The sequence below is a fragment of the Pseudarthrobacter sp. 10T415 genome (assembly GCF_056394175.1).
Genome location: NZ_JBFTHJ010000004.1, coordinates 21,268 through 45,138, shown reverse-complemented (window position 1 = coordinate 45,138; position 23,871 = coordinate 21,268). Strand labels below are relative to the sequence as shown.

The 23,871-nt window shown below is 66.9% G+C and carries 18 protein-coding genes; 14 read left to right on the top strand and 4 right to left on the bottom strand.

The genetic code is table 11. The features are described 5' to 3' along the window. Positions 1-329: 329 nt before the first annotated feature. Entirely contained in the window at positions 330-1,793 is a 1,464-nt protein-coding gene (locus AC1DBN_RS07725) for an amino acid permease (protein WP_091716546.1), read from the bottom strand. A gap of 153 nt (positions 1,794-1,946) precedes the next feature. Between AC1DBN_RS07725 and AC1DBN_RS07720 the strand changes: the two genes are divergently transcribed. The 4 genes from AC1DBN_RS07720 (at position 1,947) to AC1DBN_RS07705 (ending at position 5,499) form a co-directional block, all read left to right on the top strand. Further along, entirely contained in the window at positions 1,947-2,858 is a 912-nt protein-coding gene (locus AC1DBN_RS07720) for a LysR substrate-binding domain-containing protein (RefSeq protein WP_091716548.1), read from the top strand. An 85-nt stretch (positions 2,859-2,943) separates the two neighbouring features. After that, positions 2,944-3,369: an aspartate 1-decarboxylase gene (panD, locus tag AC1DBN_RS07715; RefSeq protein ID WP_172829877.1), complete on the top strand. Its 426-nt coding sequence runs from the start codon at positions 2,944-2,946 to the stop codon at positions 3,367-3,369. A gap of 51 nt (positions 3,370-3,420) precedes the next feature. Beyond that, positions 3,421-4,347: an AEC family transporter gene (locus AC1DBN_RS07710; protein ID WP_091716552.1), complete on the top strand. Its 927-nt coding sequence runs from the start codon at positions 3,421-3,423 to the stop codon at positions 4,345-4,347. 21 nt (positions 4,348-4,368) lie between these two features. Further along, complete coding sequence (locus AC1DBN_RS07705) at positions 4,369-5,499, top strand: FAD-dependent oxidoreductase (RefSeq protein WP_477722938.1); 1,131 nt, start codon at positions 4,369-4,371, stop codon at positions 5,497-5,499. 15 nt (positions 5,500-5,514) lie between these two features. On the opposite strand, the gene AC1DBN_RS07700 is transcribed toward AC1DBN_RS07705, so the two are convergent. The 3 genes from AC1DBN_RS07700 to AC1DBN_RS07690 form a co-directional block, all read right to left on the bottom strand. Next, positions 5,515-7,071, bottom strand: coding sequence for an MFS transporter (locus tag AC1DBN_RS07700; RefSeq protein ID WP_477722937.1), 1,557 nt, complete (start codon positions 7,069-7,071; stop codon positions 5,515-5,517). 63 nt (positions 7,072-7,134) lie between these two features. Beyond that, complete coding sequence (locus tag AC1DBN_RS07695) at positions 7,135-9,765, bottom strand: trehalase-like domain-containing protein (RefSeq protein ID WP_314215656.1); 2,631 nt, start codon at positions 9,763-9,765, stop codon at positions 7,135-7,137. A 188-nt stretch (positions 9,766-9,953) separates the two neighbouring features. Next, the gene (locus tag AC1DBN_RS07690) at positions 9,954-10,946 is read right to left on the bottom strand and encodes an LLM class flavin-dependent oxidoreductase (RefSeq protein WP_477722936.1); all 993 of its coding nucleotides are present in this window, start codon (positions 10,944-10,946) and stop codon (positions 9,954-9,956) included. A 157-nt stretch (positions 10,947-11,103) separates the two neighbouring features. Between AC1DBN_RS07690 and AC1DBN_RS07685 the strand changes: the two genes are divergently transcribed. The 10 genes from AC1DBN_RS07685 to AC1DBN_RS07640 all read left to right on the top strand — a co-directional run bounded on the left by AC1DBN_RS07685 (position 11,104) and on the right by AC1DBN_RS07640 (position 23,801). Continuing rightward, positions 11,104-11,997 (top strand): aldo/keto reductase, encoded by an 894-nt coding sequence (locus tag AC1DBN_RS07685; RefSeq protein ID WP_477722935.1) that lies wholly within the window; start codon positions 11,104-11,106, stop codon positions 11,995-11,997. 49 nt (positions 11,998-12,046) lie between these two features. Next, a complete protein-coding gene (locus tag AC1DBN_RS07680) occupies positions 12,047-12,745 on the top strand; it encodes a type 1 glutamine amidotransferase domain-containing protein (protein WP_091716559.1) in 699 nt (232 codons plus the stop codon). A gap of 244 nt (positions 12,746-12,989) precedes the next feature. Then, on the top strand, positions 12,990-13,970 hold the full coding sequence (locus AC1DBN_RS07675; RefSeq protein ID WP_091716561.1) for an ABC transporter substrate-binding protein: 981 nt from the start codon (positions 12,990-12,992) through the stop codon (positions 13,968-13,970). Between the two features lie 151 nt (positions 13,971-14,121). Then, positions 14,122-14,718 carry a hypothetical protein gene (locus AC1DBN_RS07670; protein WP_091716563.1) on the top strand — a complete coding sequence of 199 codons (597 nt, stop codon included), beginning with the start codon at positions 14,122-14,124 and terminating at the stop codon, positions 14,716-14,718. A gap of 75 nt (positions 14,719-14,793) precedes the next feature. Continuing rightward, a complete protein-coding gene (locus AC1DBN_RS07665; RefSeq protein WP_091716565.1) occupies positions 14,794-15,393 on the top strand; it encodes a TetR/AcrR family transcriptional regulator in 600 nt (199 codons plus the stop codon). Between the two features lie 337 nt (positions 15,394-15,730). Then, positions 15,731-17,227 (top strand): aldehyde dehydrogenase family protein, encoded by a 1,497-nt coding sequence (locus tag AC1DBN_RS07660; protein ID WP_477722934.1) that lies wholly within the window; start codon positions 15,731-15,733, stop codon positions 17,225-17,227. Then, positions 17,228-18,877 (top strand): GMC family oxidoreductase, encoded by a 1,650-nt coding sequence (locus AC1DBN_RS07655; protein WP_477722933.1) that lies wholly within the window; start codon positions 17,228-17,230, stop codon positions 18,875-18,877. Positions 18,878-19,030: 153 nt separating this feature from the next. Continuing rightward, positions 19,031-20,629: an APC family permease gene (locus AC1DBN_RS07650; protein WP_314215688.1), complete on the top strand. Its 1,599-nt coding sequence runs from the start codon at positions 19,031-19,033 to the stop codon at positions 20,627-20,629. Positions 20,630-21,093: 464 nt separating this feature from the next. After that, on the top strand, positions 21,094-22,398 hold the full coding sequence (locus AC1DBN_RS07645) for an aromatic ring-hydroxylating oxygenase subunit alpha (RefSeq protein ID WP_477722932.1): 1,305 nt from the start codon (positions 21,094-21,096) through the stop codon (positions 22,396-22,398). Further along, a complete protein-coding gene (locus tag AC1DBN_RS07640; protein WP_477722931.1) occupies positions 22,395-23,801 on the top strand; it encodes a ferredoxin reductase in 1,407 nt (468 codons plus the stop codon). The genes AC1DBN_RS07645 and AC1DBN_RS07640 overlap by 4 nt, the downstream gene beginning before the upstream one ends. The last annotated feature ends 70 nt before the right edge of the window (positions 23,802-23,871 follow it).

Sequence of the window (23,871 nt, the reverse complement as noted above, 5' to 3'; positions counted from 1 at the left end):
CTTGGGTGGGAGGAGGTCTTTTCATCAGTATGCGCTCCTGCTCACATAAGATAAAGCGACCTTTTCCAATCAATACAGGTTAGAAAAACCAATGGTTTTCTCTCCCCGGAACGCCCGCTCACTTGTGGCGGTCAAAACGCGAACCCCCGCTCACTTGTGGCGGCCAAAACCCGAACCCCCGCTCACGTCCAGGGGCCCTTAAATGCGCCAGCCCTCCCACACATGATGTGCAGGAGGGCTGGCAAATGGAGCTGGAGTGAGCGCGCGTTCCCCGGGAAGCCGCCACAAGTGAGCGCGCGTCGCAGGGGCGGCGGGGATCAGGCAGGGGGTCAGGCGAGGGGGCGGTGCATTTCCTCAATTTCCTGGTGCCGCGGGCTGTTGGGGTTCATCAGCGAATTCTTGCGGCCGTAGGCGAAGTAGATCACCAGGCCGATGACCAGCCACACAACGAACCGCAGCCAGGTTTCCCAGTGCAGCTGCAGCATCAGGAAGGCCGAGGCAAGGACACCGAAGGCCGGCACCAGGGGCATCAGCGGCAGCCGGAAGGTGCGCGGCGCGTCCGGACGCTTGTAGCGGAAGATGATGACGGACAGGCAGACGACGACGAACGCGGCCAGGATGCCGATGTTGGTCAGGTCGGCGACCTCCTTGATGGGGAACACGCCGGCCAGGAAGGCCGAGGCGATGCCGGCGATCCAGGTGACGCGCTGAGGAGTGCCGTTGCGGTCAGTCTTGGCGAACCAGCCCGGGAGCAGCCCGTCGCGGCTCATCGAGAACCACACGCGGGTGACGCCCAGCAGGAACGTCAGCATCACGGTGAGGATGGACAGCACCGCGAAGACAGAAATGATGGTGGCGATCACGGGCAAGCCCACCGAGCTGAAGGCGGACGCGAAGCCGGCCTTGGGGTCGATGTCCTTGTAGTTCTGCATGCCGGTGAGTACCAGGGTGGCCGCCACGTAGAGCAGCATGGCGACGATGAGCGAGAGGATGATGGCCTTGGGCATGTGCTTCTTGCCGTCCTTGGCTTCCTCCGCCGCAGTGCTCATGGCGTCATAGCCGAAGACCGCGAAGAACACGGTGGCGCTGCCGGCCAGCACGGGCCCGAAGCCGGAGGGCATGAACGGGTTGTAGTTGTTGGTGTCGATATAGAAGACGCCCAGGCCGATGATGAAGAGGATGAGGATGACCTTGATGGCCACTGCCACGAGCTCGAAGCGGCCGAACGCCTTGGTGCCGCGGGACAGGATCCAGGTGACCAGGAGGCAGACCAAGATGGCGGGAATGTTGACGATGCCGCCCTTGCCCTCATCCGCCGTGGACGTCATCCAGGTGGGCAAATGGATGCCAATACCGGAAAGGAACGCGTCAAGGTAGCCGGAGATGCCGATGGCCACCACGGCCACAATGGCGATGTACTCCAGCAGGAGGTCCCAGCCGATGAACCAGCCGATCACCTCGCCGAGTGCCACGTAGCCGTAGGTGTAGGCAGAACCGGCACGGGGAATCATGCCTGCGAATTCCGCGTAGGACAGGGCCGCCGCAGCGGAAGCCAGGCCCGCAATAAGGAAGGAGATCAGCACCGCGGGCCCCACTCCCGGGTTGCCTTCGCTTCCTGCGGCCACCAGCCCCGCGAGGGAGAAGATGCCGACGCCGATGATGCCGCCGACGCCGATGGCAGTGAGCTGCCACAGGCCCAGCGATTTAAAGAGGCCGCTGTGCTTGTTCTCCTCTTCAATGTCATCAATGGGCTTCCGCCGCATGATGGACTGGCTCATATCTCTAGTGCTCATCAGGAACTCCTGCTGTGGGGTGCTGCCCCGCCGCGGCACGCCGGGAAAGGCTGTGACGGGGGTAACTCAGTCCCAACAGTATGCAAGCCCGTTTGCATTAGATAAAGTGACTACTTCTAACCTATATTCATTAGTTTCAGTTAGGAATTCCCTATGCTTGACGTACGCCGGCTGCGCCTGTTGCGGGAACTGAGCATCCGGGGGACGCTGGCCGAGGTGGCGGAGGCGCTGCAGTACAGCCCGTCGTCGGTATCCCAGCAGCTGGCCCTCCTGGAGAAGGAGGTGGGCGTGGAGTTGCTGCGGAAGACCGGCCGCCGCGTGCAGCTCACCCCGCAGGCCGAGGTGCTGGTGGCCCACACTGCCCAGCTGCTCGAAACCATGGAACAGGCCGAGGCGGATCTGGCGGCCTCGCTGACCACCGTCACGGGCACCGTGCGGATTGCGGTTTTCCAGTCGGCGGCCCTGGCGCTGATGCCGGACACCCTCACCCGGATGGCCGCAACCTACCCGGAAGTCCGGATCGAGATGATCCAGCGGGAACCGGAGACGGCACTCCACGAGACATGGGCCCGCGACTTCGACCTGGTCATCGCCGAGCAGTACCCAGGCCACGCGGCTCCCCGCTATCCGGAGCTGGACCGCGTCAAACTGACCACCGACGCCATCCGGCTTGCGGTTCCGGCGTCCGATGGCGGCACGGCCATCCGCGCGCTCGCGGACACCGCGGAGCTCCCCTGGGTCATGGAACCGCGGGGTGCCGCGTCGCGCCACTGGGCGGAACAGGCGTGCAGGAGCGCGGGGTTCGAGCCGGATGTGCGCTTCGAGACGGCAGACCTGCAGGCCCAGGCCCGGCTGATTGAATCCGGCAACGCTGTGGCACTGATGCCGGATCTGGTGTGGACGGGGCGTGGCACCACCGCCCGGCTGCTGGAGCTCCCGGGCAAGCCGCACCGCACCATCTTCACGTCGGTCCGCCGGTCCAGCGCGCAGCGGCCCGCCATCCTGGCAGCAAGGGAAACCCTGGCCGCAGCTGCCGCCGCGGTGGCGGGGGACGACGCCAGGTAACCGCCCGCCGTCGTCCGTTGACGGAGCTGCGGGTGTTCCGTGCGTCACTGCGGCGGCCCGGCCCCGGCGCTAGACTGGAGCCGTTATGAATCGAACCATGTTCAAGTCCAAAATCCACCGGGCCACCGTCACCCACGCAGACCTGCACTACGTAGGTTCCGTCACCGTTGACCTGGACCTGCTGGAGGCAGCTGACATCCTGCCGGGCGAGCTTGTCTCGATCGTCGACATCACCAACGGCGCCCGGCTGGAGACCTACACCATTGCCGGTGAGCGCGGCTCCGGCGTCATCGGCATCAACGGCGCCGCCGCACACCTGATGCACGAGAACGACCTCGTCATCCTCATTACGTATGCCCAGATGACCACCGAGGAAGCCAAGGCCTACGAGCCGAAGGTGGTCCACGTGGACCAGGACAACCGCATCATCCAGCTGGGGAACGATCCCGCCGAGGGCATTGCCCCCGGGATGATGCGTCCGCCGTTCGCACTCAACAACGCCGCCCTGTAGCCGGGGCGTGAGACCCGGCACCCTTTTCCGCCGCCCGCCGCGGGTTCCTCCGTGCTAGGGGTACTCGCCGGCTTCTTCGTTGTCTGGTGCATCATCCTGGTGGGCTGGTTCGTTGGCCGGCGGAAGATCCTCGGTGACAACGCCCGCCAGGTCCTCAGCTCCCTCACCTTCTTCGTGGCCAGCCCGGCCCTGCTGTTCGAGACCCTCAGCAAGGCCCGGCTGCAGGAAGTCTTCGCCGCTCCGCTGCTGGTGACCGCAGTGGCCGCCATCGCCACGGCTGCCATCTTCTTCACCATTGTGAAGTTCTGGCTGAAGCGCTCGCTGCCCGAGTCTTTGATGTCCTCGATGTCAGCCTCGCTCGCGAATTCGGCAAATTTAGGTATTCCCATCGCGGTATATGTCCTGGGTGATGCCAGCTATGTTGCGCCGCTGCTGATCTTCCAGCTGGCCTTCTTCACGCCGCTGTTCCTCATGATCCTGGACTCCAGCACCAGCTCGCACCGGACCACCCCGCTCGGCTTCGTGGTGATGATCCTGCGGAACCCGATGATCGTGGGTTCGGCGCTGGGCCTGATCGTTGCCGGCACCGGTTTCAAGGTACCCGAGCTGGTCATGGAGCCCATCCACTTGATTGGCGGCGCCGCGATCCCGGCCATGCTGATCGCCTTCGGCATGAGCCTGAACGGGACCCGGCCGCTGCAGGCAGCCGCCGGCCGGCGCGTGGACACCCTGCTGGCGAGCGCGTTCAAGCTGGCCGTCCAGCCTGCCCTGGCCTATGTGTTTGCCCGATTTGCCCTGGGGATGGACGGCCACGCCCTGTTCGCCGTAGTGGTGACGTCCGCCCTGCCCACGGCGCAGAATGTGTTCGTGGCGGCCAGCCGCTACAAGACCGGCCTCACCGTGGCCAAGGACACCGTGCTGATCACTACCGTGGTGGCTGTTCCGGCGATGATCGGCGTCGCGCTGTTGCTGGCGTGACAACCTGGACGAGGAGGACCAGTGGCAACAACTCTTGACACCGTGGTGATCGGCGGCGGCGCCATGGGTTCCGCTGCCGCATGGGCGCTGTCCCGGCGGGGACGCCACGTGACCCTGGTGGAGCAGTTCGGGCCGGGGCATAGGATCGGCGCTTCCCACGGCACCACCCGCAACTTCAATCCCGGCTACCACCGGCCGGAATACGTGGCCATGATCGCCGAGTCCCTGGACCTCTGGAACGAGCTGGAGCAGGACAGCGGCGAGACGCTCCTGGCACGGACCGGCATCGTCACGCACGGGCCCGAACCCATGCTGCCGGACGCTGCGGCAGCGCTGGCACAGGCCGGGCTTCGCGCCGAGTTCCTGCGTCCGGACGAGGCCGGCGAGCGCTGGCGCGGCATCCGCTTCGACCAGCAGGTCCTCTACATGCCCGACGGCGGCCAGCTCAACCCGGAGGCCGCACTGCCGGCTTTCCAGCGCCTTGCCGCGGCCCGGGGCGCCGACATCCGGCACCACACCAAGGTGGTGTTCTTCGAGATAACGGACGACGGCGTCCGGCTGGGGCTGGAAAGCAGCGCCGGTACCGAGGTGGTCACCGCCGCGCAGGTGGTGGTGACGGCCGGCGGCTGGACGGAGAAGCTGCTGGGCGCTGCCGCGGGCGGGCGACTGCGGACGCCGAAGCTCAGGGTGACGCAGGAGCAGCCGGCCCACTTCCGGGTCACCGACCCGGACGCGGTATGGCCCGGGTTCAACCATTACCCCGGCGGCGGATCGCAGTACGCGGGATGGTACTCCCCGGTCTATGGCATGCAGACCCCCGGCGAGGGCATCAAGGCCGGCTGGCACGGGGTGGGTCCGGTGGTGGACCCGGACAGGCGCACCTTCGAGCCGGAACCGCAGCAGCTCGCTGCCCTGCAGGCCTATGCGAGGACGTGGCTGCCCGGCGTGGACGCCGACGCCTTCGAGGCCATCAGCTGCACCTACACCACCACCCCGGATGAGGACTTCGTCCTGGACCGGATTGGGCCAGTGGTGATCGGCGCCGGGTTCTCCGGCCACGGGTTCAAGTTCACTCCCGTGGTGGGCCGGATCCTTGCCGACCTCGCCACGGGCACCCGCCCCGCCCCAGCCATCTTCAGAGCCTCACGCTAGCTGCTCCCGGCCGGATCAGCTGCCGCGGTGGCCTGAATCCTCCACTTCGGTGCGGCCCGGACCGGGGGCCTCCCCGCCGTCGTCGTCCCCGTTCGTTGCATCCTGGTTCGAGGCTGTGTCCTGTCCGGAAACCTGGTCCTGCCCGGCGGCGGCATCCCCGGCACCGGCGGCCTGCATCCCCGGCATGGCCAGCACCGCCAGGACCGTCAGGAGCCCGGCCACCAGTGCGGCCAGGAAGACGGCGCTGGATGCGGCCACCACGGCCTGGCCGTTTCCCTCACCGCCCGGGTTGCCGGAGTAGATGGCGTTGGCCACGGCGCCGAACACCGCCACGCCCAGGGCGCTGCCGATGGAGCGGGCAAACATGTTGGTGCTGGTCACCACGCCGCGCTCGTTCCACCGCACGCTGGACTGCGCGGCGATCAGCGTGGGCGTTGCGAGCAGGCCCAGGCCCAGGCCCACGACGAAGCAGCTGGATGCTATCAGCGCCACGTTCGGCGTCTCTGCCGTCGACGCCAGGATGAGCAGCCCGGCCACGGTGATGGAAATGCCGATCAGGCCGGTGGCTTTGAACCCGATCCGCAGGTACAGGCGGCCGGCCTGGGACGCGCTGAGCGGCCAGCCGAGGGTCAGCGCCGCCAGGGCCAGGCCCGCCACCAGCGGCGAAACGGACAGCGCACCCTCCAGGAAAGTGGGCACGTAGGAGGTCAGGCCAATCATCACCGCACCCACGCCAAAGGATGCGAGCGCCGTGGTCACCAGCAGGCGCCGCTGCACCACCCAGGACGGCAGGATGGGTTCCGCAGCGCGCCGTTCCACCAGGATGAAGACCACCAGGAGCACCGCACCGACGCCGAAGACGGCGACGCTGACCGGCGAATCCCACGCCCAGGCCTCGCCGCCCTGCAAAGCGCCGAGGATCAGCAGGCCCAAAGAGCCCGCCATCAGTGCCGCTCCGGCGTAATCCACCGTGTGCTTGGCGCGTTCCACCTTCTCGTGCAGCGTCCGCACCAGCATCCAGCCGGCCAGGATGCACAGCGGGATGTTGACCAGGAAGATTCCGCGCCAGATGCCCAGCGCCGAGAACACGCCGCCCAGGCTGGGCCCCACCACGGAGGACACCGCCCACACACTGGCCAGGTACCCCTGGACCTTGGCGCGCTCCTCCAGCGAGTAGATGTCGCCGGCGATGGTGATGCTGACCGGCAAAACCGCGCCGGCGCCCAACCCCTGCAGTGCGCGGAAGGCGATCAGGGACGGCATGCTCCAGGCCACGCCGCAGAGGACGGAGCCCAGCAGGAACAGTCCAATGCCTGTCAGGATGATCGGCTTGCGGCCCACCATGTCGGACAGCTTGCCGTAGATGGGCACGGAGACGGCCTGGGCCAAAAGGTACGCCGAGAACAGCCACGGGAACGAGGAGAACCCGCCAACGTCGCGGACGATGGACGGGACGGCGGTGGCCACGATGGTGGAGTCGATCGCCACCAGTCCGGTGGACAGCATCAAGGCGATGAGGATGGGGCCGCGCTCCGAGCGGAACCCCACCCCCTGGGCGCGGGCGGTCATCATGAGTCTCGATTCGGTTTCTGTATCCCTGATCCTTCCACTCTAGGTACCCCGGACAAGCGCTGCCTACCGTCCGGACTGGTGCGCATCCAGGAGGCGGGCGCAGCGGATGAAGCCCAGGTGGGAATACGCCTGCGGATGGTTGCCCAGGTGGGTCTCGGTGCCGGGGTCGTATTCCTCCGGCAACAGCCCGGTGGGCCCGAAGAGGTTCACCAACTGGTCGAACAAATCCCAGGCTTCATCGATGCGCCCCACGGCGACATAGGCCTCGATCAGCCAGGTGGTGCAGATGTGGAAGCCGCCCTCCAGGCCCGGCAGGCCGTCGTCGTACCGGTACCGGAAGACTGTGGGCCCCACCCTCAGTTCCCGCTCCACGGCGGTGACCGTGTCCAGGAAGCGCTGGTCGGTGACATCCAGCAGGCCGGAAAGTCCTATGTGCAGGACGGCGGCATCGAGGTCCGGGCTGTCGTAGGCCACCGTGTAGGACTTGGCCGATTCGTCCCAGCCCTCCCGCAGCACCTCGTCCCGGATGGTGGCGGCCATGGGAGCCCAGGCGGGGTCCGGCTCCCTGCCGTGCCGGTCAGCTGTCCGCAGTGCCCTGTCCAGGGTCACCCAGCACATCACCTTGGAGTAGACGTGGTGGCGTGCCGGGCGCCGGGCTTCCCAGATGCCGTGGTCCGGTTCATGCCAGCGGGCCAGGACCGCCGAGGCCATCTGGACCAGCAGCTCCCAGTGCTCATCGGCGAGTGTGCCCTCCTTCGAACTCAGGGTATGGATCAGCTCGGCAACGGGGCCAAAAACATCCAGCTGGACCTGGTGGTCCGCCGCGTTTCCGATCCGGACCGGGCGGGAACCAGCGTAGCCCGGGAGGCTGTCCACCACGGCTTCCGTGGACAGCGGCGCACCGGTGACGGAGTACAGCGGATGCAGCCACTCCGGGCCCGGGGCATGCTCAAGGATGCGCCCCAGCCACCCAAGGAACCCGGCGGCCTCCGCGGTGGAGCCGAGGTCCGCCAGGGCATTGACCGTCATGGACCCGTCCCGCAGCCAGCAGTACCGGTAGTCCCAGTTCCTTGTTCCGCCGATGCCCTCGGGCAGGGACGTGGTGGGGGCGGCGAGGACTGCGCCAGTGGGTTCGTGGACCAAGGCCCGGAGCACCAGCGCCGAGCGCCGTACCAGCGAGGGTTTCACGGACGGAAGGGCGAGTCTCTGCACCCACTGGCGGGCGTGGAGGGCCACCTCCGCCCGGCGTTCCGTCTCCCCCTGTGGGTCTGCGGGCCGGGGCTCAGTGTCGCCGCAGCGCAGGTTGAGCACCACGGGCCCGGACTGGAGGTTCACCGATGCCGTGGCCGTGCCGTGCCTGCCGTCCGAGGTGATGCTGAAGGTCACGCCCGGCGCGAAGAGAATGATCGGTTCCGACGTGCCCACCACATGCAGCTCGTCGCCGCGGGCCTCCATGACGAACGGGGCGTTCGCGTAGTCAGGCCGCGGTGCGAAGGTGATCCGGGCAGCCCCGGTGCCGGTCAGCACCCGGACCAGGCTGGTGATACCGTCCGGGGCCGGTTCGAGGTAGTCGGTGACGGTGACGTCCGCCCACCGGGTTTCGACGATCATGGTGCTGTCCACGTAGCGCTGGCCCAGCACCTGCGATGCCTTTGCCGGTTCCACGGAGAAGTGGCCGGCCGCGTCACCGCCAAGGATGTGGGCGAACACCGAGCCGGAGTCCGGCAGCGGGTGGCTCATCCAGCAGACCTTGGCGTCCGGTGTCAGCAGTGCGGTGGAGGAGCCGTTGCCGATCATGGTGTGCCGTTCGAGGCCCACGGCGTCCTCGCCGAACAGCCAGGCCCGGCGCAGTTCGAAGAGCAGGGCAAGGACCCGGGCAAAGGACTCGGGGTCGCGGACCCGGTGTGCCGCTGCGGTTTCGCCCCCGCCGACCCGGAGGCCCAGGTCCGGGCCGCGGAGGGTGGCGATAGCCAGTTCGTCGCTGTCGGCGTCGCCAGCGAACATGGCGGCACTGGCGCCGAGCCGGGACCGGAGGGTTTCCAGTGCCTCGCCCTTGGACGGCTCCACCACGGACAGGTCCAGCACCGAGCCGTCCACGATGAAGAACAGTCCGTGGGCGCGCGCTATTTCCCGGGCAGTCTCGGTCACCGAGGCGACGACCTCTGCCGGGGCCGGACGGGTGTGGACCGAAACCGCCACCGGTTTGCGCTCAATCCAAACGCCGCTCTGGAACCCTACGGCCTCGTTCAGCGCAGCGTTGACCTTTTGCAGGACCGATTCGGTGGCAAGCGTCTGGGTGTGCGCGAAGCCCATGTCCGACTCCGCGCCGTGCGACCCGATGAGGTGGACCTCCACGGGGAGCCGGGACACCGCCGCCAGGTCCCGCAGGGAACGGCCTGAAATGATGGCGGCGTGCGTGCTGGGCAGGGCGGCCAGTGCCCGCAAGGCGATGGCGGCACTGCCCAGCGGGAGGATCTCGGTGGAAATGCCTTCCGCGTCGCACAAGGTGCCGCCGTAGTTGCAGGCCACCAACAGGGCAGGAACACGTGCCAGAACCTTCAGTTCGTCCAGCAGCGCCGGGGTCAGCCCGCTGTCCGCCGCATCCGCCTGGACAAACGACCGGAGCACGTCCAGCGGAAGGGAACGGGTGAGCAGGGCGGAATCCGCCACGCTCTGGTTCAAAGGCGTGGGCATCAGGGAACCCCTTCGAGGCAGAACCAGGCCGGGACTGCAGCCGCTGGGTCACCTGCGGACTACCGGTTGGCGCCCCTCCCGAAGATCCTGGCGGATTCCCGGGGGAGCATTACCCATCGTCATCCCCGGCGGTTTCCCCTGAATATCCCCTTCATTGCGTATGTGTAAAAGCCCGGGCAGGCGGAAGCTCAGACGCGCGCCAGCCCGGCCACCTCGGCCAGCAGTTGCACCGAGCGCAGGCGGGCGTCCGTGCCGGTGCTCTGGTGCGCCACGATGAGTTCGTCGGCGTCCGCGTGCCGGCCGAACCCGTCAAGGTAGTCCAAGACGACGTCGGGCGTTCCCACTGCGGAGTAGGTCATCATCTGCGAGACGTGCTGGCCCTGCGGGGAGTCGAGGATCATGTCCGCCTCGTCATCGGTGAATTCCCGGGTCCCGCCGCCGAAGAACAGGGACACGCGGGCGCGTTTGGTGGCCTGCATCATCTCCTGCGCCTCGGACGCGGAATCAGCCGCGATCACGTTGACGCCGGCGATCACGTGCGGGGCGTCCAGCTGCGCCGAAGGCTTGAACTCGCGGCGGTAGACGGCCACCGCATCCTTGAGCGCGTTGGGTGCAAAGTGCGAGGCGAAGGCGTACGGCAGGCCCAGCTGGGCAGCGAGCCGCGCGCCGAACAGGGACGATCCCAGGATGTAGAGCGGGACGTTGGTGCCCTTGCCGGGGGTTGCCTCCACGCCCTGGATCCGTGTGGGTCCGGTGAGGTAGCCCTGCAGTTCCAGGACGTCCTGAGGGAAGCTGTCGGCGGACATCGGGTCGCGCCGGAGGGCCCGCATGGTGTTCTGGTCGCTGCCGGGGGCACGGCCCAGGCCCAGGTCGATCCGGCCCGGGTGCAGGGTCTCCAGGGTGCCGAACTGCTCGGCGATGGTCAGCGGCGAGTGGTTGGGCAGCATGACCCCGCCGGCGCCGAGCCGGATGCTCTCGGTGTGCGCGGCCACGTGGGCGATCAGCACGCTGGTGGCGGACGACGCGATGGACGACATGTTGTGGTGCTCGGCATACCAGACCCGCCGGTACCCCAGTTTCTCGGCGCTCTGCGCCATGGCCACGCTGCCCGCGAAGCTTTCCGCCGCCGTCTGGCCTTTGCCGATGGTTGCCAGGTCAAGGATGGAAAGCGGGAGGGTCACGTCGGGTGCCGGCCTTTCGGAGCGTTGCGTACGGAATATCGTTGCGTCATGGCGCCCGCCGGAATCGCGGCAGGCACAGAGGGTATAACCACCGCGGCGGCCGGCTTATTTCTGTGATCTGCGGAATACCCAGCACACTGATGATGTTGCCGCCCCTATGAGCCCAGACACGAACAACGCAGACACGAAGAGCACAGGGACAACGAACCAGTCCGCCACCATCGACCTCAAGGACCTCGGAACCGTGCAGCGGCTCGGCTTCGGTGCGATGCGCATCGTGGGCGACGGCGTCTGGGGCGAGCCCGCGGACCGGGCGGCCGCCGTGGCCGTGGTGCGCCGCGCCGTCGAACTCGGCGTCGATTTCATTGACACCGCGGATTCCTATGGCCCGAACATCAGCGAGGAAATCATCGCCGAAGCCCTGCACCCCTACAAGGACGGCCTGAGAATCGCCACGAAGGTGGGATTTACCCGCACCGGGCCCAACAAGTGGGTTCCCGTGGGCCGGCCCGAATACCTGCGCCAGCAGGCGGAACTGAGCCTCCGCAAGCTGAAGGTGGACACCATCGACCTGCTGCAGCTGCACCGTATCGATCCCAAGGTGGACGCCGAGGAACAGTTCGGTGTGCTGCGTGAACTCCAGGACGAGGGCAAGGTCCGGGCGCTGGGGCTGTCGCAGGTCAGCGTGGCCGAACTCGAAGCCGCCGGAAAGCACTTCACTGTTTCCACCGTCCAGAACCGCTACAACCTGACGGACCGCAGCTCCGAGGACGTGCTGCGCTACTCCGAGGAGAAGGGCATCGGTTTCATCCCGTGGGCCCCGATTTCCGCGGGCGAGCTGGCACAGCCTGGCGGTCCGCTGGACGAGGCCGCCTCGCGTCTGGATGCCACCACCTCGCAGGTGGCCCTGGCGTGGCTCCTCCGCCGTTCCCCCGTCATGATGCCCATCCCCGGCACGGGATCCCTCAGCCACCTGGAGGAGAACATCGCAGCGGCGGGCATCACGCTCGACGACGACACGTACGCTGGGCTGGAGGCTGCCGGCAATTAGCGGCGGCTTTCCACGCAGTGCCCAGCAACACAACAGGCAGGAGAACAGCATGGCTAACGTTTTGATGGTTGTTTCAGCAGCCGATTCCCTCACCATGAAGGACGGCAGCGAACACCCCACCGGCTTCTGGGCTGAAGAACTGGTGGTCTCGCACCAGACCCTGGTGGACGCCGGACACACTGTCCACATCGCCACACCGGGCGGCGCGAAGCCCACCGTGGACCAGGTCAGCCTGGCCGCAGATTCCGCCGGCGGTGAGGAACGCGCCGAGGGCTTCCGGGACTACCTGGCCAAGATCGGCACCGAACTGTCGCAGCCCCTGGTGCTCGCCGACGTCGACATCGCTTCCTACGACGCCGTGGTGATGCCCGGCGGGCACGGCCCGATGGCCGACCTCTACAAGGACGCCGATCTGGGCCGCCTGCTGGTGGCCGCGGACAAGGACGGCAAGGTCATCGCGCCGTTCTGCCACGGCCCAGCGGGCCTGCTCAGCGCAACGGACGACGCCGGGACGTTCATTTTCGCGGGACGGCGCCTGACGGTCTTCAGCAACGAAGAGGAACTGAACGGCGGCACCGGCGAGAACACGCCCTGGCTTGTGGAGGACGCGCTGAAGGAGAAGGGCGCGATCGTCAACAACGCCGCTGCCTGGTCTTCCCACGTGGTCCGCGACGGGAACCTGATCACCGGCCAGAACCCGCAGTCCAGCGAGGACGTGGCCAAGGAGGTCATCAAGGCCCTGGGCTGACAGGCTTAGCGCTTTCCGGCCGGATGGCCTGAAGCCCACGCATTGACGGAGGGGACCAGCTCTTGGGAGCTGGTCCCCTCCGTCGGTGTACGCGGATTGTGACCGCGGCGGTCCCCGCATTAACTGCGGTTACTCCCCGTATCGCCCGGTTTCGGGGCCTTTGATTCTGCCGGTGGCACTCCCGGATAGTTGCTGCAACGCGCATCATCCGTCGCATCAACTTCGTACCTCCAAGGAGGAAACCATGGCCATCCCCACGCCGAAACCGGCCCTTATCGCGGCCCTGGCAGTGTCCCTGCTGGGCCTGGCCGCATGCGCCGATCCGGGCGCGACGGCGGCGACAGGACCGACGTCGGAGACGACCGCCACCGCAGCCGGCAAGACCTTCAACCTGTCCCCCGAGCAGGACCGCTTCAAGGTGGACGTGGACCAGGCAGCGGCCGTGCAGGTCCCCGACGCCATCAAGGCCGATGGCAAGCTGACAGTGGTGACCACCGGCGGCACGGCCCCGCTGAGCACGTTCGCCTCCGACAACAAGACCCTGATTGGCAGCGAGGTGGACATCGCCTACGCCGTGGGCGAGACGCTCGGCCTGCAGGTTGAGGTCCTCCCCGTCGCGTGGGCCGACTGGCCGTTGGGCATCGAGTCGGCCAAATACGAAGCCGTCCTTTCCAACGTGACCGTCACCGAGGCGCGCAAGGAGAAGTTCGACTTCGCCACGTACCGCAACGACCTGCTCGGTTTCTACGCCAAGAGCGACTCGGACATCACCGAGGTGAAGGAAGCCAAGGACGTGGCGGGCAAGCGGGTCATCGTGGGCTCCGGCACCAACCAGGAAGCAATCCTGGTGCGCTGGGACGAGGAGAACAAGAAGAACGGCCTCAAGCCGGTGGAGTTCCAGTATTACGACGACGACTCCGCCTCCGGACTGGCCCTCCAGTCGGGCCGGGCGGACCTGACCTTCGGGCCCAACGCCGGGGCTGCCTACAAGGCGGCGAAGGACGGGAAGACCAAGCAGGTGGGCACCCTGGAGGGCGGCTGGCCGCTGAAGGCCGAGATCGCGTTCACCACCAAGAAGGGCAACGGCCTGGCCGTCGCAGCCCAGGCCGCCCTGAACCACCTGATTGACGACGGCACCTACGCCAAGATCCTGGACCGCTGGGGCCTGTCCTCCGAGGCAATCCCGAAGTCCGAACTGAACCCGGCGGGCCTGCCCAAGAAGTAGGCGGCCAGCCGACGAAGGAATCCCCGCCCAGCACCTTCAGGTGCCAGGCGGGGATTCTTCGTTGTCCGGCCATGGCGCAGCGGCGGCGCCGTCCCTAGTCTTAGGACTATGGGGCCGCGAGGCCGATTGCGTGGTGGCACTAGGAGTTCCGGTGGAAGTACTTCTCCCTGAGTATCTGACCTTCGATTACCGCTGCCAGTTCCGTGGCAGGCCCGGCGTGCACCACGATCCGGACGACTATCCCCTCGTGTGGAACGTCAGCGTCAACGGCCGCACCTGGGACGGCGCGGACGACGGCGGCGACGGCAAGGAAGTCCGCGTCGGCGAAGCGGAACTGTATGTTGTTCCGGACGCCGGGATCATCGATCTGTTCCTGACCCTGGATGCCGTGAACCCGGACGTCGCCGCGGTGGGTGAAATGCTGACGATCAACCGCCCGGACCTGGTCAAGGAGCTGGCCCTGGGCGGGGATCTGCTGATCCTTTCCAAGCTGCACGTGGCTAAGGAATTCCGCACGAACAAGCTCGGCCACGAGATCCTGAAAGCCGTCCTGAGCAGCGTGGGCCGGTCAGCGTCCAAGGTCATCCTCGAAGCAGTCCCGGCGCCCACGGACAACGCCCCCGCCGAAGGAACGGACGGGTACGAGGCCGCGAAGGCATCGTTGCGCCGGTACTGGGAAAGCTTTGGCTTCCAGGCCGCCCACGGTGACTACCTGGTGTTCGATGACATGAACGGCGTCGTCGACTGACCACTCAACCGCAACATCACTGCTGCGGAACGGGGGAAAGTGCACTGCCGGCGAGTTTGGCAATAGTCTGGCCAGATGGGGACTAATACCGTGAACTCCGGCGAGCAGCTCGACAGGCAGTCCCGCATCCTCGAAGCGGCCCTGGACCTGCTCTCCCGGCACGGGATCTCCGGCGTGAGCATGCGCTCCGTGGCCCGGGAGGCCGGCGTCGCCCTGGGCCTGGTGAACTATTACTACGACGACAAGACGAGCCTGATCCGGGCAGCCCTCCACCGTGTCGACGAGCACGACCTCCTGCTGGTCACACCGGATCCGGACTCGACTCCCGACGAACAGCTGCGCACGGCCCTGCGCCGGGTGGCGGGCGCGGATCTGCTGACCACCAAATACCTGTCGCTGCGCCTCCACCTCTGGGCCCTCGCCCAGGCCGATGAGGGCTACGCCGAAATCAACGCCGCCGCCTTTGACCGGTACATCGACGGCCTCGCCGCACTCGTGGCCAATGCCCGGCCCGGGCTCACCTGGGCGGAGTGCCGGGAACGCGCATCAGATGTGGTGGTCATCCAGAACGGCATGTGGCTGACCTCCCTCCTGGGCGTGGACAAGGCCTCCATCCAGCGCAGCATCCAGCGCACCGAGGACATTGCCTTCGCCCCTGCACCGGACGCCGTTTAGGCAGAAGCGCCACAAAACCTGACCCTCGAGTCACATTTGAACGAGTGTTCAACTTGCTATTGAACACTCGTTCAACATGCATTACTGTCCTTCTATGACGTACGCCACACCCGCCCGGGTTTTCGCTGACAGGGCCCGGCACTTCACCCTCCGCTCCGCGCCGCACTAAGCCCCGCCGGCCCGAAGCCCGGCGCGATGTCCGCACCACGGACACCGCGCACCGCAAAAGTCACCTCCGCAGCACAGCCGCCGCACCACCCGGCGCTGCTCTGCCGCGCCCGCAGCGCGGCCGTTGCACCAGCCGGCGCGGCCCGTGACCTACCACTTAGGGAGACACATGACAGATACAGCAACCACCCTGTTCATCAACGGATCGTGGGAGGCCGCCGCGTCCGGCGCCGTCCGTGAAATCCGCAACCCGGCCGACGGCGAACTGGTCGCCACGGTGTCCGAGGCCGGCCAGGCAGACGCGGAGCGCGCCATCACAGCCGCCCGCGCCGCCTTCAATTCAGGCGTCTGGTCCGGCGTCCCGGCACCCGATCGCGGCGCATTCCTCCTCAAGGTCGCCGCCGGCCTGCGGGAACACCGGGAGAAGTTCGCCCGTGCCGAGTCCCTGGACACCGGCAAGCGGATGGTGGAAAGCCGCATCGACATGGATGACATCGCCGCCTGCTTCGAATACTTCGGCAGGCTCGCCGGGCAGCAGGCGGGGCGGATTGTCGACGCCGGGAACGCCGACGTCGTGAGCCGGATCGCCTACGAACCCGTGGGCGTCTGCGGCCTGATCACGCCCTGGAATTACCCGCTCCTCCAGGCCGCCTGGAAGATCGCCCCGGCCTTGGCCGCCGGCTGCACTTTCGTCCTCAAACCCTCCGAGCTGACCCCCTCCACCAGCATCCTGGCCATGCAGCTGCTGCACGACCTGGGCCTGCCCGACGGCGTGGCCAACCTCGTCACCGGGACCGGCCCCGAGGCGGGCGCGCCTCTTTCGGAACACCCCGCCGTCGACCTCGTCTCCTTTACCGGCGGGCTGGAAACCGGCAAGCGCATCGCCGCAGCCGCCGCCGGCACCGTCAAGAAGGTGGCGCTGGAGCTCGGCGGCAAGAACCCGAACGTCATCTTCGCCGACGCTGACTTCGACGCCGCCGTTGACAACGCCCTCAACGGCGCGTTCGTCCACTCCGGCCAGGTCTGCTCCGCCGGCGCCCGGCTGGTGGTGGAGGAATCCATCGCCGAACGTTTCGTGGACGAACTGGTCCGCCGTGCCCAGGGCATCCGGCTGGGCGGCCCCTTCGACGAGGACGCCGAATCCGGGCCGCTGATCTCCGCCGCCCACCGGGACAAGGTCAACGCGTACGTCCAGCGCGGCATCGAGGAAGGCGCGCGGCTCCGGACCGGCGGCGCGGCACCGGAAGGCGAAAAATACGACGCCGGGTTCTACTACCAGCCCACCATTTTGGACCAGGTGCAGCGCGGCATGTCCGTGGTCACCGACGAGGCGTTCGGCCCGGTGGTCACCGTGGAAACCTTCCGCACCGAGGACGAAGCCGTGGCCACCGCCAACGACACCGTCTACGGCCTGGCCGGCGCCGTCTGGACCCAGGACGCCGGCAAGGCGCAGCGGGTGGCGGGCAGGCTCCGGCACGGCACCATCTGGATCAACGACTACCACCCCTACCTCCCCCAGGCCGAGTGGGGCGGCTTCGGCCAGTCCGGCGTCGGCCGCGAGCTGGGCCCCACCGGCCTTGCCGAGTACCAGGAAGCCAAGCACATCTACCAGAACACCAGCCCGCAGGTCACCGGCTGGTTCGCTGACCACAGCAAGGAGAACTAGATGCACTTCGACAACATCGACGACGCCACGCAACGGGAATTCGACTACGTCGTCATCGGCGGCGGGTCCGCCGGTGCCGCCGTGGCCGCGCGGCTGAGCGAGGATCCGGACGTTACCGTGGCCCTCGTTGAGGCGGGCCCGGACGACCGCAACATTCCCGAGATCCTGCAGCTGGACCGCTGGATGGAACTGCTCGAATCCGGCTACGACTGGGACTACCCCATCGAGCCGCAGGAGAACGGCAACTCGTTCATGCGGCACGCCCGCGCCAGGGTGATGGGTGGCTGCTCCAGCCACAACTCCTGCATCGCGTTCTGGGCCCCGCGCGAGGACATCGACGAGTGGGAGTCCAAGTACGGCGCCACCGGCTGGAACGCGAACACCGCCTGGCCGCTGTACAAGCGCATCGAAACCAACCAGGACGCCGGCCCGGACGCACCCCACCACGGGGACTCGGGCCCCGTGCACCTGATGAACGTGCCCCCGGCCGATCCTGCCGGCGTCGCGCTCCTGGACGCCTGCGAACAGACGGGCATTCCCCGCGCCAGGTTCAACACCGGCACCACCGTGGTCAACGGCGCCAACTTCTTCCAGATCAACCGCCGGGCGGACGGCACCAGGTCCTCCAGTTCGGTGTCCTACATCCACCCCATCATCGAGCGGGACAACTTCACCCTGCTGACAGGCCTCCGCGCCCGCCAGCTGGTGTTCGATGCGGACAAGCGCTGCACCGGCGTGGACGTGGTGGACGGAGCGTTCGGACGCACCCACCGGCTCTCCGCGCGGCAGGAAGTCATCCTGTCCACCGGCGCCATCGATTCGCCCAAGCTGCTCATGCTCTCCGGCATCGGCCCGGCCCAACACCTCGCCGCCCACGGTATTGAGGTCCTGGTGGACTCCCCCGGCGTGGGTGAGAACCTGCAGGACCACCCCGAAGGCGTGGTGCAGTTCGAGGCCAGGCAGCCCATGGTGCAGACCTCAACGCAGTGGTGGGAGATCGGCATCTTCACCCCCACCGAGGACGGCCTGGACCGCCCGGACCTGATGATGCACTACGGCTCCGTCCCGTTCGACATGAACACCCTGCGGCACGGCTACCCCACCACGGAGAACGGCTTCAGCCTCACCCCCAACGTCACCCACGCCCGCTCCCGCGGGACAGTGCGGCTGCGTAGCCGCGACTTCCGGGACAAGCCGATGGTGGATCCGCGCTACTTCACGGACCCGGACGGCCACGACATGCGCGTCATGGTGGCCGGCATCCGCAAGGCCCGGGAGATCGCCGCCCAGCCCGCCATGGCGGAATGGACGGGCCGCGAGCTTTCGCCCGGCATTGAGGCGCAGACGGACGAGGAACTGCAGGACTACATCCGCAAGACCCACAACACCGTCTACCACCCGGTGGGCACCGTCCGGATGGGAGCGGACGACGACGGGATGTCACCTTTGGACGCCCGGTTGCGGGTCAAGGGGGTCACCGGGCTCCGGGTCGCCGATGCGTCCGTCATGCCTGAGCACGTCACGGTCAACCCCAACATCACGGTGATGATGATCGGCGAGCGCTGCGCCGATCTGGTCAAGGCGGATTACGCCGGCGCCGGTAGCTCCGCGGCAACGGCAGAGGAGGAATTCGCCCCTTCCTTCGCCTGACGGGCACGGCACTGCGGCAGCGGGCTTAATATGGCCACGCCGCGTGCACGCCGCCCCTCCGACTCAGCCGCGCCCCAGGGCGGCCGATCCCATCGTGCTTTTCTGATTTAGGAGTCCACAGTGGAACCCAGCAAGAGTATTGATTCAAGCGGCATGGACGAATTTGGCTACACCCAGACCCTGGACCGCAGCATCGGCAAGTTCGCCAGCTTCGCTGCAGGCGTCAGCTACATTTCCATCCTCACCGGCGTTTTCCAGCTGTTCTATTTCGGCTTCTCCATGGCCGGCCCCGCGTACGCGTGGTCCTGGCCCATCGTGTTCGTGGGCCAGCTGATGGTGGCCCTCTGTTTTGCCGAGCTCGCCGGCCGCTACCCGGTGGCCGGTTCGGTCTACAACTGGGCCAAGCGGCTGGCGTCCGGGACGTCGTCCTGGCTGGCCGGCTGGCTGCTGCTGCTGTCGTCCATCATGGCGCTGGGCTCGGTGGCGCTGGCACTGCAGATCACGCTGCCGCAGCTCTGGTCCGGCTTCCAGTTCGTCGGCGACGGTACCGGCCCGTTCGATTTCGCCATGAACGGCGTGGTGCTGGCCACCATCATGATCACCATCTCCACCCTGATCAACGCCTTCGGCGTGAAGCTGATGACGCGGATCAACAGCATCGGCGTCTTCGTGGAGCTGGTGGCGGCGGTGCTGCTGATCCTCGCCCTGGGCTGGCATGTGGTGCGCGGGCCGGAGGTCTTCTTCGATACGGCGGGCTTCGGCGAGGGGCACGACCTCGGTTTCTTCGGCGTCTTCCTGATCGGGGCCATGGCCTCCGGCTACGTCATGTACGGCTTCGACACCGCCAGCTCGCTGGGTGAGGAGACCAAGGACCCCAAGAAGACGGCACCCAAGGCCATCCTCCGCGCCGTCACCGCGTCGTTCCTGCTGGGCGGGCTCATCCTGCTGTTCGGGATCCTTGCCGCACCGGACCTCACCGATCCGAAGGTGGGATCGGCCGACGGCGGCTTGCAGTACATCGTGCTCAGTGTCCTGGGCGGCCCGTTCGGCAAGGCGTTCCTGGCCTGCATCGTGGTGGCGGTGGTGGTGTGCACCCTGGCCGTCCACGCTGCTGCGATCCGGATGATGTTCGCCATGGCCCGGGACAACAACCTGCCGTTCAGCCGGCAGCTCAGCAAGGTGGACCCGGTCCGCCGCACCCCCACCGTGGCTGCCATTGTCGTCGGCATCCTGGCGGTCCTGCCGCTGCTGATCAACGTAATGCAGCCGGCCATCTTCACCATCCTGTCCAGCATCAGCATCGTGCTGATCTATATGTCCTACCTGCTGGTGACGGTTCCACTGCTGCGCAAGCGGCTTCTGAAGAAGTGGCCGCTGGCCGATGCCGACGGTGCCGAGCCAGGGTTCTGCATGGGCAAGTGGGGGCTGCCGGTGAACATCCTCGCGGTCCTGTGGGGCGGTGCCATGACGGTGAACCTGATCTGGCCGCGGCCGGAGATCTACAACTCGGTGCCGCCCTTCGAGTGGTACCTGCAGTGGGGCGGCGTTCTGTTCGTGGCTGCCGTGACCGGCGGCGGGGCCCTGCTGTACCGGCTGAAGATCAGGCACCAGACAGGCGTGCTGGCCGAGCACGCCGCCGCAGTGGCAGCCCACCCGTCCGCAGGCCCGGCCCCGGACGCTGCTCCGGCTGAATCTCTTCCAGCCGACGCTGTTCCGGCCGAGGAGGGGGCCGTCGCGGTCAAGGTGCCCTAGGCGGCGCCACCGCCTCCTGTACAACGCACAGGGAAGGGCCGACGACGGCACGCGCCAGGCCGTCGTCGGCCCTTCCGTGCTGCCCGCCTGCAGGAAGGAATTCGTTGCTTTTTGACGGGGCCGCACCGGTGCCCGGCGGGCCACTCAGCCGCCATGCCGCGGCGCCCTGCCGTACTCCGATGTCAAGACATTTCTGTGGCCGCGGCCACGTGTTTGTAACTACTTGACAGTCGCCGTGGCATACGTCACGCTGTTGCACATCATGATTGTTGTTGCGTAAGACGCATGCGGAAGGACCCCAAGATGGAGAGGCTTGCCAAAAGCTCAATCCGGACACCCGGTCTTCTTCCGCGTCGATCCTCCCCCACCCCGTAACGGCGACATTCCGACACCGTGAGTTGCCTCCACCAACTCCGAAGTCTCCCCACCAACCGCATACTTACCCAGCCTCCCGGGAGGAAAAAATGACTGCTCCAGTGAACGTGCCCCTCAATTCACGCGGAAAACTCGCTTCGACTTTGCCTGCAGAGCAGCAGGCAGAGATCGCAGCGCTGTTCGAGTTCCGGCGCACGGGCTACTCCCTCGACGCCCCCTTCTACACGGACCCGACGATCTTCAAGATCGACATGGAGGCCATCTTCGGCCAGCACTGGATCTTTGCCGGCAGCGTTGCCGAGCTGCCCGAGCCAGGCGACTACATCACCGTCGATTACGGCCCCTATTCCCTGATCGTGCTCCGCAACGACGACGGCGGCGTCAACGTCCTGCACAACGTCTGCCGCCACCGCGGTGCCCGCGTCCTGACCGAGAATGCCGGTTCCACCGGTAACCTCGTCTGCGGCTACCACTCCTGGACCTACTCCCCCGAGGGCAACCTGATCCACGCCTCCGCTCCCGGCGAAGCCAAGTTCGACAAGAACTGCTTCGCCCTCAAGCGGGCCCACAGCCGCGAGGTGGCCGGACTCATCTTCGTCTGCATCGCTGACGAACCGCCCACAGACTTCGACGAGACCTCGAAGATCTTCGAGCCCTACCTGGCACCGCACGACCTGTCCAAGACGAAGATTGCCTACCAGCAGAACATCATCGAAGAGGGCAACTGGAAGCTCGTCATGGAGAACAACCGTGAGTGCTACCACTGCGACGGGCACCCGGAACTCGCCTGCTCCCTCTTCCCCACCTGGGGCCTGACGGAAGGCCTGATTCCCACCCACCTTGAGGAGGTCTGGGAACGCAACAAGGAAGCACAGTCCTCGCTCGAGGAGCGGTGCCGCCGCTACGGCCTCCCCTACGAGGTGGTCGAGGAACTGGACACCCGCATCGCAGGCATCCGCATCTCCCGGGAATCCCTTGACGGAGAAGGCGAATCCTTCTCCGCCGACGGCCGCCGGCTCTCCAAGAAGCTGCTCGGTGACCTGCGGGACTTCCGCCTGGGCCGCTGCTCAATGCACCTGCAGCCGAACAGCTGGTTCCACTTCCAGAGCGACCACGTCATCACCTTCGGCGTCTTCCCCATCAACGAACACCAGACCCTGGTCCGCACCACCTGGCTGGTGGCCGACGACGCCGTGGAAGGCGTCGACTACGACCGTGAGAAGCTGACCTACACCTGGGAGCAGACCAACATCCAGGACAAGGCGTTCGTTGAGCTGTGCCAGCAGGGCGCAGCAAGCCCGGCGTACGAGCCCGGCCCGTACATGAAGAGCGAATACCAGGTGGAGGCCTTCATCAACTGGTACGTGCAGCGGGTGCAGGAGCACTTGGCATGATTGAGCTCCTCTCTGAAACGGCGGCTGTCCAGGAGCCGCAGCGTATCCGCGGCCTGGAGATGCCGTGGAACAGGGTGATGGGCACCACCGAGGGACCCGCAGGCGCCGCGCGCGCCCTGGGGCCCTGGCACCCGCAGGAGTTCATGGCTGAATGCGTTGAGACCGTCCCCGAAGCGGGCGGCATGATGACGTTCGTGTTCCGCCGCTGCGACGGGGCTCCCCTGGCGTTCCGTGCGGGCCAATACGTGAACATTGCCTTCCCGGTGAACGGCGAAGACCAGGAGCCGGTGGACCGCAGCTACTCGCTGTCCAGCTCGCCCACGGAACCCTGGACCTTCAGCGTCACCGTCAAGCGCGACACCGGCGGACTGGTTTCACCGTGGGTGCACGACAACGTGCGGCCGGGCACCGTCCTGGACATGCTGGGACCTGTGGGTGCATTCCACCTGCCCGATGCGGACCGGCGCGCACGGTACCTTTTCCTGGCGGCCGGCGCCGGCATCACGCCTATCATGTCGATGCTGCGGACCATCCACGACCTGCCCGGAACAGCCGACGTGGTGGTCCTCTACCACGGCGCCGAAGCCGGCGGCTTCGCCTTCCACCGGGAGCTTGCCTACATCGCTTCCGTGGACTCGCGCGTCAAGGTCTTCTACGCCCTGGGCGACCGCGGCAGGCCCGACGAATGGGAAGGCTTCAAGGGACGGTTGTCCGCCGCGATGATCGACGAGGTGGCCCCCGACGCCAACGGCCGGCAGGTGTACGCCTGCGGCCCGGAGGGTTACCTGAACACCGCTACTGAGCTGCTGAAGAAGGTGGGCGTCGACGACACCTCCATCTACATGGAGTTCTTCTCGGGCGACCGGCAGACCCTCCTCGAATACCAGGCGGAGCTCGCGCTTGCAGCCGACATTGCCGAAGAAATCGCCGAGGAAATCGCCGATTCAGCCGAGGACTACTACGAGGGCCAGCCCGCCGCGTTCGGCATGTACGAGCCCGGCTACGACGAGGACGGAACCCTGCAGGCTTCCGGCATGCCGCTGGAAGCGGTGGACCCGGACGCTCCGGCCGCAGAGACCACCGGCACCGCGCCCGAAACAAGCGCTCCCGATGCCTCCAGCTTCGAGACCGTGGGAACCGGCAGCCTCACGCTGTCCTTCATGCGCACCGGCATCAATGTGCGGATCGACCCGGAGCTGCCCATCCTCGAGGTGGCACAGCGTGCGGGTGTCCGGATCGGCGCCAACTGCAAGGAGGGCATGTGCGGTTCCTGCAAGGTGGTCAAGCTGTCCGGTGAGGTGGACATGAACCACCAGGGTGGAATTCGCAAGCGGGAAATCGACGCCGGCAAGTTCCTGCCCTGCTGTTCCACCGCGCGCACCGACATGGTGATCGACGCCTAGCCGCCCCCTCAAACTGCGGGCGCCGCCCGCCCCATGATTCACCGCAAGTGAAAAGTAAAACAACACGGAA

Excerpts from the sequence above, each read along its gene's own strand:
- AC1DBN_RS07725 (WP_091716546.1), bottom strand. The coding sequence starts at position 1,793 with ATGAGCACTAGAGATATGAGCCAGTCCATCATGCGGCGGAAGCCCATT.
- AC1DBN_RS07720 (WP_091716548.1), top strand. The coding sequence starts at position 1,947 with ATGCTTGACGTACGCCGGCTGCGCCTGTTGCGGGAACTGAGCATCCGG.
- panD (WP_172829877.1), top strand. The coding sequence starts at position 2,944 with ATGAATCGAACCATGTTCAAGTCCAAAATCCACCGGGCCACCGTCACC.
- AC1DBN_RS07700 (WP_477722937.1), bottom strand. The coding sequence starts at position 7,071 with ATGATGACCGCCCGCGCCCAGGGGGTGGGGTTCCGCTCGGAGCGCGGC.
- AC1DBN_RS07695 (WP_314215656.1), bottom strand. The coding sequence starts at position 9,765 with ATGCCCACGCCTTTGAACCAGAGCGTGGCGGATTCCGCCCTGCTCACC.
- AC1DBN_RS07685 (WP_477722935.1), top strand. The coding sequence starts at position 11,104 with ATGAGCCCAGACACGAACAACGCAGACACGAAGAGCACAGGGACAACG.
- AC1DBN_RS07680 (WP_091716559.1), top strand. The coding sequence starts at position 12,047 with ATGGCTAACGTTTTGATGGTTGTTTCAGCAGCCGATTCCCTCACCATG.
- AC1DBN_RS07675 (WP_091716561.1), top strand. The coding sequence starts at position 12,990 with ATGGCCATCCCCACGCCGAAACCGGCCCTTATCGCGGCCCTGGCAGTG.
- AC1DBN_RS07665 (WP_091716565.1), top strand. The coding sequence starts at position 14,794 with ATGGGGACTAATACCGTGAACTCCGGCGAGCAGCTCGACAGGCAGTCC.
- AC1DBN_RS07660 (WP_477722934.1), top strand. The coding sequence starts at position 15,731 with ATGACAGATACAGCAACCACCCTGTTCATCAACGGATCGTGGGAGGCC.
- AC1DBN_RS07655 (WP_477722933.1), top strand. The coding sequence starts at position 17,228 with ATGCACTTCGACAACATCGACGACGCCACGCAACGGGAATTCGACTAC.
- AC1DBN_RS07650 (WP_314215688.1), top strand. The coding sequence starts at position 19,031 with ATGGACGAATTTGGCTACACCCAGACCCTGGACCGCAGCATCGGCAAG.
- AC1DBN_RS07645 (WP_477722932.1), top strand. The coding sequence starts at position 21,094 with ATGACTGCTCCAGTGAACGTGCCCCTCAATTCACGCGGAAAACTCGCT.
- AC1DBN_RS07640 (WP_477722931.1), top strand. The coding sequence starts at position 22,395 with ATGATTGAGCTCCTCTCTGAAACGGCGGCTGTCCAGGAGCCGCAGCGT.